Source organism: Acidimicrobiia bacterium, from assembly GCA_035948415.1.
In the GTDB taxonomy this organism is placed as follows: Bacteria; Actinomycetota; Acidimicrobiia; order IMCC26256; family PALSA-555; genus PALSA-555.
This window is the reverse complement of the sequence record DASZJD010000057.1, coordinates 20,505-29,178: the sequence shown is the minus strand read 5'-3', so window position 1 is coordinate 29,178 and position 8,674 is coordinate 20,505. Positions and strand designations below refer to the sequence as shown.

Annotated in this window: 7 protein-coding genes; 4 read left to right on the top strand and 3 right to left on the bottom strand. The window is 71.5% G+C overall.

Translation table 11 applies throughout. The annotated features are described in order from the left end of the window. Positions 1–992, top strand: a 992-nt coding sequence (locus VG869_08580) for an SRPBCC family protein (GenBank protein HEV3451246.1), incomplete at its 5' end; no start/stop codon positions are given. Between the two features lie 2 nt (positions 993–994). Further along, positions 995–1,390 carry a nuclear transport factor 2 family protein gene (locus VG869_08575; protein HEV3451245.1) on the top strand — a complete coding sequence of 132 codons (396 nt, stop codon included), beginning with the start codon at positions 995–997 and terminating at the stop codon, positions 1,388–1,390. 3 nt (positions 1,391–1,393) lie between these two features. Here VG869_08575 and VG869_08570 read toward each other — a convergent pair whose 3' ends face one another. From VG869_08570 to VG869_08560, 3 genes are all read right to left on the bottom strand, one after another. Continuing rightward, entirely contained in the window at positions 1,394–1,909 is a 516-nt protein-coding gene (locus VG869_08570; protein ID HEV3451244.1) for a hypothetical protein, read from the bottom strand. A gap of 730 nt (positions 1,910–2,639) precedes the next feature. Further along, positions 2,640–4,574 (bottom strand): acyltransferase family protein, encoded by a 1,935-nt coding sequence (locus VG869_08565; GenBank protein HEV3451243.1) that lies wholly within the window; start codon positions 4,572–4,574, stop codon positions 2,640–2,642. A 171-nt stretch (positions 4,575–4,745) separates the two neighbouring features. Continuing rightward, positions 4,746–5,660, bottom strand: coding sequence for a hypothetical protein (locus tag VG869_08560; protein HEV3451242.1), 915 nt, complete (start codon positions 5,658–5,660; stop codon positions 4,746–4,748). Between the two features lie 87 nt (positions 5,661–5,747). Here VG869_08560 and argS point away from each other — a divergent pair, with 87 nt between their 5' ends. Both argS and lysA read left to right on the top strand, forming a co-directional pair. After that, positions 5,748–7,397: an arginine--tRNA ligase gene (gene argS / locus VG869_08555; GenBank protein HEV3451241.1), complete on the top strand. Its 1,650-nt coding sequence runs from the start codon at positions 5,748–5,750 to the stop codon at positions 7,395–7,397. After that, complete coding sequence (gene lysA / locus VG869_08550; protein ID HEV3451240.1) at positions 7,394–8,674, top strand: diaminopimelate decarboxylase; 1,281 nt, start codon at positions 7,394–7,396, stop codon at positions 8,672–8,674. Before argS ends, lysA begins: the two co-directional genes overlap by 4 nt.

Below are 8,674 nucleotides of genomic sequence, written 5' to 3'. Positions count from 1 at the left end.
GGGCGTCGACGTTCTCCGAGCACAACCTGCAAGCGGACGACATCAACCTGACGCCGGTGCGCTGCGAGGTGTGGGGCGGGTGCGCGTGGATCAACTTCGACCGCGACGCGCCGCCGGTGCGCGAGTGCATGGAGCCGGCCGCCACGATCCTCGAGGCGTGGAAGATCGAGTCGCTGCGGGCCGAGAAGTGGTACGCCGCCCGTCTCCCCGTGAACTGGAAGCTCGCGATCGAGGCGTTCGTCGAGATGTACCACGTGGTGGTGACCCATCCCCAGCTCGACATCCAAGGGATGCGGTACTCGCTCCCATCCGGCGCGCCGTTCGACCCGCCTGCATTCATCGAAGCGGAGATCGAGTACCTGCGCGTGCTGAGCGACGGGATGGACGGGATGGTGCACGCGAACGACGTGAGCGTCGCCGAGGGCCTGCGCGGCATGGAGCTGCCCACCGACCCGGAGCTCGCGATCTCGACCTGGAATCGCGCGCTCAACGACGCGGTCATCAGCTGGCACCGCGAGCGGAGCGCGGACATCCCCGACCTTAACGAGATCGACACGCGAGGGTTCAACGAGACCTTCTACCAGTGCTTCCCGCACTACTTCGTGCTGCCGATGTACAGCAGCGCTTCCTCGTACCGTTTCCGCCCCTTGGGGCCGGAGGAGACGCTGATGGAGATCTGGTCGCTCGCGCGGTTCCCCGAGGGCGAAGAGCCGGTGCCGCTCGCGCCGCCCGAAGCGTGGGAGTGCAGCGATCCCCGGTGGCCACCGATCCCCGCCCAGGACTTCTCGAACCTGCCGCGACAGCAGAAGGGTCTGCACGCGAAGGGCTTCGAGTACATGCGTCTGAACGAGCGGCTCGAGGGTCACATCTCCAACTTGCAGCGGACCATCGATGGGTTCCTCGCCGGCCTTCCCTACGAGCAGCTGCTCCCGGCACTGGAGAAGGTCAACGTGGCTCCGTTCGACAAGCCGATCGCCGACCTCGGTTTCTGACCATGGCGACGACGTTCGCAGAGGTTGCCGAGGGCATCCGCGCCACGATCGCCGCGTACACCCAGGCCCTCGACGACGGCCGGACCGACGACGTCGTCGCCACCTTCTGCCCCGATGGTGTCTCCGTGATCAGCGGCATGGGCACGCACGAAGGCCACGACGCCCTCCGCAAGGCCTACTCCGGATGGAAGCCGCGGGCGCCCCAACGTCACCTCGTCCTCAACACCCTCGTCACCGACTGGAACGACCACGAGGCCAACGCGATCAGCGACGTGGTCTTCGTCTTGCAGGGCGAGGCTGGCTGGAAGATCCAGCTCGTGGGCCGATACGAAGACACCTTCCACTGCGACAACGGCACGTGGCGTATCCACCACCGGGTGGCCACGTTCGTGACGTAGCCGTCACGCCACCGGGTAGCGGGCCTTCCTCATGAGCTCGCGGACCTCGGCGACCGCGGTGTTCACCTTGTCGGGCTGGTCGGCGACCTCGTCGGCTAGGCCGCCGACTCCGCAGTGACGGAGCATGTCGGGGAGGTGGTGCTCGATGCAGGCGAGCGAGAAGTCGATGGGGTCGCCGACCGCCAGCTCGTCGATGCGCACCAGAGTGTTCGCACCGCTCGCCTGCTCGATGTAGTGGTAGTGCGGCTCGTTCTCGAAACAGTCGAAGCGCAGGTGCTCGAGACCGTCAGCCGTTCCGCACACGTGGAGCGTGGCACCGAAATCGTCGAAGACGATCTGCGCGTCGGCGGCGTCGCGAAAGGTACCCTTGATGATCTCGTTGGTCAGCTTGCGGGACTCCACGACGAGCTGGACCGCCCCCGCGTCGACGGGGATGCAGTGCTCCGTGACCATCGGGATGGGTAGCTGGTCATAGCGGTTGCCGCGTCGGTACGGGGATTCCTGACGGTCGATCGCCATCGCTCAGCCCCTCTGCACTGGCGGACGTTCGCAAACCGTAGCGGTCCGCAGGTCGTCGCAACCAGGTCCGCGGCGAGGACGATCTCGAGTCCACATGCTGTCGCGAGGCCATCGACGCCGACGACGGTCTGACCGCGCTGAAGGCGCGCGGAGCCGTTGCATACCAACACAACAACACGCGGTGGACGCGACGAGACGGGTCCCGCCTCCTTGCCAAGGTGAGGGTCGCGGGTTCGAATCCCGTCGTCCGCTCCAGCGTTTCCCCGGTTCGGGCCTGTGGGGTGTCAAAACTCGATCCGGCCCTTGACCAGCGGTTACTTGCTGGCTCGTGAAAGACCGGATCGTCCCGGCTCGAGGCAGGCGCAGACCTCATAAGCCGCACCAGTCTCAGAATTCACTGAGCAGTCTTCGGCACGCTCCTGCCAACTCGCAGGTCAGCGGCGTGATCGAGTTTTGACACCCCACAGGTGCCGAACGCCCTCCTCTAGGGAGGGTCACAGCCGCTACCTGTGGGTGTCAATACTTCGATCGGCGAGTTGACCCGCATCGGCGCGGCGGTTGGGGCGTTCGGCGAGGACGGCTTGGGGAGCGGCGCCGGCGTCTCGTAGCGAAACACTGGACCTACCCTCAACGACCTCCGGGGCGACCGCCCATCGATCCCAATATCGGCGTCATCGGCAGCCGTGCCGGCTGCCAACCGCACCGACGCGAGCGCTCGCGTCGCGTCCGATCAGCCCGGCGGCTGGCAGGGGCTCGGCGTCGCCGGTAGCAAGCGCGGCTGCGCGAGGGCAGCCGCCAAGGCGGGGCGCGCGATCCCTGCGAGGAGCCGCGCGCCATCCGGGGTGTAGTGGATGCCGTCCCAACGGGTCGCGGTCGACCCGGCCTCGGTGGGCCCGCGGGCATCCACGACGCCGACTCGAGTCGGGTCCCCGGCCGCGACGCTCTGATAGACGACGCTCAAGTACTCGGCGCCGAAGCCCGGCTGCTCGATGGTTCGGGGCGCCAGCACGAGCTCGACCCGGGCGCCGTTCGCGCCGAGCTCGCTGATCGCGCAGTTCGCGGCGGCCTGGAGCTCGGCGGCCCACTCGGGCGTCCCGGACTCGAGCCAGCGCCCGTTGACGTGATGCGGCAGCGTGTCCCACAGGCTGAACATCACCACCACCACCGATGGGTCGTACGCCCGCACGAGGGTGGGGAACATGTGGAACCAGTCGCACTCGGGTGACGGCGGGTGGACGTGGACCCCGCGGCCAGGCTCCCGGACGGCGTCGAGCCAGATGTCCAGTGGGCAGTAGGAGTCCGGGTGCGGCGGCATCCCGGCGGGAACGAGCTGGTAGTCGCCGCGTGCGACGTCGAAGAACCCCGACGCGGCCGACGCGGCCGTCGAATCGCCGACGAGCATGACACGTGGAACCCGCGGCGTGTCCCGTGCGGTCAGGCTCGCGCTGATCGCCGAGCCCGAGACCGAGACCGGTGGCGTGAAGACCGGCGGCGGGAGCGGAACCACGAGGATCGCCGCGGCGAGTCCGCCCACCGCCGCCGGGGCGACCAGTCGCGCCGACCACCGGGGCAGCGCGCCGCGTCGAATCGGGAGCTCGAGCCCGAGGTACGACGCCAGCGTGACCGCCAGCAGGAGGGCGCTTCGCACGAGCGTGCCCGAGACCGGGTCGAGCCCAAGACGGGCGTCGGTCAGGACGGTCCAGATGGGCCAGTGCCAGAGGTAGAGCCCGTACGACACGAGGCCGATCCACACGAGCGGGCGGAAGGCGAGCAACCTCGACACGACGCCGGGCCGAGACGAGGCGACCACGACCGGCACCGTGACCAGCGCCGCCAGCGCGATCCCGCCGCGGTACGCGAACGCACCGTGGCCGTCGATGACCGCGAAGCACGCCAGCATCCCCGCGAGCGCCGCCGGCGCCAGCACCGTGCACGCCCGACCGAGCCGGTCGCCGCCACCAGCGACGCACAGCGCGGCGGCGGCGCCGAGGAGGAGCCCGAAGGCGTGGGTGTCGGTCTGGAAGTACACCGCCGACGGATGTGACGGGTTGTAGAGCACCGCCATCAGGACGATCGATGCCGCCGCGCCGCCCAGCGAGAGCGCGAGCAGCTGCCGCCGACCCGTCCTCCGGAGCGCGAGGAAGGCCGCGAGCACCAACGGCCACACGAGGTAGAACTGCTCCTCGATGGCGAGGCTCCAGAGATGTTGGAGCGGGCTCGGCGCGCTGAACTGCGTGAAGTAGCTCGCGCCGTGGGCAGCGAAGTGCCAGTTGGCGGCGTAGAAGAGCGAGGCCATCGCGTCGTCGGGAAAGGCGCGCAGCTGGACCGGGTCGGGCCAGGGGCTGAGCGCCCACGCCGTGATCACCGCGAGGAGCAGGAGCAGGGCGGGAAGCAGCCGGCGGGCCCGGCGGGCCCAGAAGGCGCCGAACGCGAGTCGACCGGTGCCACGGTGCTCGGCGACGAGCAGGGAGGTGATCAGGAACCCGGAGATGACGAAGAACACGTCCACGCCGAGGAACCCGCCCGGCAGCCAGCTCGCGCCGGCGTGGAACACGATGACCGCGAGCACGGCGACGGCGCGCAGGCCGTCCATCCCCGGCGCGTACGCGAGCCGGCCGGAGCCCTGTGTGCCTTCCCCCGTGATGCCCTGGACCTCAGCGGCCACCAGCACACCAACGCTTGGCCAGCCCCCCCATAACGCGGAGCCCTGTACCCGAGGCCCCAGGAGCCGAAACTCACCGCGTCGAAGGTGCCGGGGGGCGCGGCCCCAGACGGCCGGGGAGCCGGATCTGGTTCCGCCGGCCTCGCTGGGTGGTCGGTCGAACGCCGCGCGCGCTCAGCGCGAGAGGGCGTCGATCGTCGCCTGCGCCGCAGCCTCGATCGGGTTCGAGCCGGTGCCGATCCCGGGTGCCACGGCGGCCCGTCGCGGGTCGTCGAGCGCGACCGCCACGACGCATCCGACCTCCCCGGGCGTCGTCTCGACCACGTGCGCCCACGCGAGCGACCGCGGCGGCGCACCGGGCCGCTCCCGCCAGGCCTGGAGCGTGGCCTCGGCGGCGCCGACCACGCCGTCGGCGAGCGCCGCCCGGCCGATCGTGCGCACCTCGCCACCGCGCAGGTGCACCTCGAGGTCACCCGTCTCGCGGTCCTCCCGGACGGCGATGAGCTCGACGAGCGGCGCCGGCGCCCAGGAGATCGGCGTGGGCTCCGTGCGAGGCGCGGCGAGGCCACGAGATCCGACCAGCTCGACCACCACGGTCCGGTCCAGGCCCGCCCGGACGAGCCCGAGCGCGTCGTGGGCCACGGCGTCGGTGGTCGCCCCGGGGGTGGTCTGGACCCGCACCACGTCGCGTTCCTCGTCGATGGCGACGCCGTCGACGCCGTCGAGGGCGCGGAGCTGGAGCTCGAGGGTGTCGACCGGCGACAGCGCACCGGGGTCGAGGCGGCCGACGCGCAGCACCAACCGGCAGAGCGTCACGGCCAGCTCGATGTCGGTCGCGGCGCAACCGGGCGGCTCGGCGTGCCAGCCCGCCCCCGGCTCGAGTCGATCCGGGAGGTCGGCGCGGGGGGCGACGAGCAGCTGGCGGCCGAGTCGCGAGTCGTCGACCGCGACCGTGAGCCGGTCGAGGCCGTGCTCCGACCGAACCCGCTCGAGCGCGGCGTAGGCGAGCGCGAGGCCCTGACCCTCGAGCGGGTCGCCGTCCGACGCCGCGACGCCGTTCACCGCCGGGGGCTCGGACATCGCGATCACCGCCGCGAACGTTAGGCGAATGCCACCGGCCGTTCGCCGGCCTCGGCAGTACGATGCGGCACCGGCGCGCCACGCCGGGCCTGTCCCGTGATCCGCGACCAACTCCTCGATGCCGTGCGCGCCGCGCTGGACGCGGCCGGCCTTCACGAGCCGGCCGGGGGAGTCGCGCTCGAGCCGACGAGGCAGCGCGACCGCGGGGACTGGCAGACCAACGTCGCCCTGCAGGTGGCCAAGGCCGCGGGCCTGAGCGCGCCGGAGGCGGCAGCCCGGATCCAGGCCGCGCTCCAGCTGACGCCCTGGCCGCACCTCGAGTCGGTCGAGATCGCCGGGCCCGGCTTCATCAACTTCCGGATCGCGCCGAGCGGGCTGCACGCCGTCCTCCGCGCCGTGGTCGAGCTCGGCGACCGGTGGGGGTACGGGCGCGCCCTCGAGGCGGCGCGGATCAACGTGGAGTTCGTGTCGGCGAACCCAACCGGGCCCCTGCACGCCGGTGGGGGGCGCTGGGTGGCCGTCGGCGACGCGCTCGCCAACCTGCTCGCCGCCCAAGGGGCGACCGTGCACCGCGAGTACTACCTGAACGATGCCGGCAACCAACTCGACACCTTCGGCGCCTCGCTCTTCGCCCGGTACCACGGACGCGAGCCGCCGGACGACGGGTACCGGGGTGCGTACCTGATCGAGATGGCGGAGCGGATGCGCGCTGAAATCGGCGACGTCGCTTCCAGGGAGCAGGCGCGCGAGTGGGGATACCGCGACGTGGTGCGCCAGCTGCGCGAGGACCTCGGACGGATCGGGGTCCACTTCGACACCTGGTTCTCGGAGCGGACGCTCCACGACCGCGGCGACGTCGCCGCCGTGCTCGGAGAGCTCGGCGGACGCGGCGTCACCTTCGGGCGCGACGGTGCGATCTGGCTGCGCACGACGGACTATGGCGACAGCCGAGACCGGGTCCTCGTGAAGTCCGATCGCTCGACGACGTACCTCTGCAACGACCTCGCCTACCACCGCGACAAGCTCAGCCGCGGTTGGGAGCATCTCATCGACATCTGGGGTGCCGATCATCACGGCCAGGTGAAGTCGCTGCAGGCCGGTCTCGCGGCGCTCGGTCATCCCGGCGAGCCTGAGGTCGTCCTCGGCCAGCTCGTCAACCTCAGGAAGGGCGGCCAGCCGGTCCGCATGTCGCGGCGAGCCGGTGACATCGTCACGCTGGCCGACATCCTCGACGAGGTCGACCCCGACGTGTGCCGCCTCACCTTCCTCCTCCAAGGCATCGACACGCCCCAGACCTTCGACCTCGACGTCGTCACCGCCCAGTCGATGGAGAACCCCGTCTATTACGTGCAGTACGCGCACGCCCGGGTCGTGTCGATCGGCCGGCAGGCGGCGGTGGCGGGCGTGGTTCGTCACCCGATCCTCGAGACCGACCTCGCCCCGCTCCATCACGAGCGGGAGCTGGAGCTGCTCCGCGCCCTCGACCGCTTCCCGGAGGTCGTCGCCGAGGCGGCGTCGCTGCGGGCTCCGCATCGCGTCACGACGTGGGTCCGCGACTTCGCGGCCCGGTTCCACGGCTTCTACCGCGACTGCCGCGTCCTGACCGACGACTGGGAGACGACCCAGGCTCGGCTCTGGCTCGCCGAGGGCTGCCGCATCGGTCTGGCGAACGCGCTGGCCCTGCTCGGCGTCGGCGCGCCCGACGAGATGCAGCGCCTCGACGACGTCGACGACGCAGCACCGTGATCACGCCCGCGCCGCTCGACCGGTCGCTGGTCCCCAAGGCGCTGCTCCATGCCGACCACGAGGCGCTGGCGGCGGAGTTCGGGACCCCGCTCTTCGTCTACGACGAGGACGAGCTCCGGCGCCGGTGCCGGGCGTACGTCGCCGAGCTGGGCGTCGACACCGTCGTGTACGCCGCGAAGGCGTTCCTGTGCGCGGCGATGGTCCGCCTCGTCGCCGAGGAGGGCCTGCACCTCGACGTGGCGACCGGCGGGGAGCTGCACGTGGCCCGGGCCGCCGGCTTCCCGGCGGCGCGCGTCGTGCTGCACGGCAACAACAAGTCGGACGACGAGCTCCGCGCCGCGCTCGAGCTCGGCGTCGGGCGCATCGTCGCCGACTCGTTCGACGAGCTCGACCGGCTCGAGCAGCTGACCGCCGACACCTCGACGACGCCGACGGTGCTGGTCCGGGTGACGCCCGGGGTCGAGGCCCACACCCACGAGTACATCGAGACCGGGACCGAGGACTCGAAGTTCGGGTTCACGGTGACCGACGGCATCGCGCTGGCGGCGGCCCGGCGGGTTCTCACCAGCGCTCGACTGCGGTTCGGCGGTCTCCACTGCCACATCGGCTCGCAGATCCAGCGCCTCGACCCGTGGGACCGCGCCGTCGCGGTCCTGGCCGGGCTCGCCGCCGAGCTCGAGGCGCCGGTGCCCGAGCTGAACCTCGGCGGCGGCCTCGCGGCCCGCTACCTCGCCGAGGACGACGCCATCGACGTCGCCGACTACGCCGCGTCGCTCCGACGGAGCCTCGCCCGCCACTGGGCGGGGGACAACCGCGACCGGCCGACGCTCCTCGTGGAGCCCGGCCGCTCGATCGTCGCCCCCTGCGCGATCACGCTGTACCGGGTCGGCACCGTGAAGAAGATCCCAGCCGTCGGGACCTACGTCGCCGTCGACGGCGGGATGAGCGACAACCCGCGCCCGGTGCTCTACGGGGCCGGCTACGAGGCGTACCTGCCGGCCCGGGTCAACGAGGAGCGCCCGCTGTCCTGCCGGGTCGTGGGCAAGCACTGCGAGCAGGGCGACGTCATCGTGGCCGACGCCCGCCTCCCGGCCGGGGTGCGCCGCGGCGACCTCCTCGCCACGCCGACCACCGGCGCCTACGGCTACGCCATGGCCTCCAACTACAACAAGGTTCCCCGCCCGGCGGTCGTGTTCCTGCGCGACGGTTCGGCGCGGCTGGTCGTCCGCCGTGAGACCGCGGACGACCTGGTGCGCCTCGACGTGGTGGGAGACTGA

What these genes read in the sequence shown, in the direction of transcription:
- VG869_08575 (HEV3451245.1), top strand. Translation starts at nt 995, where the DNA reads ATGGCGACGACGTTCGCAGAGGTTGCCGAGGGCATCCGCGCCACGATC.
- VG869_08570 (HEV3451244.1), bottom strand. Translation starts at nt 1,909, where the DNA reads ATGGCGATCGACCGTCAGGAATCCCCGTACCGACGCGGCAACCGCTAT.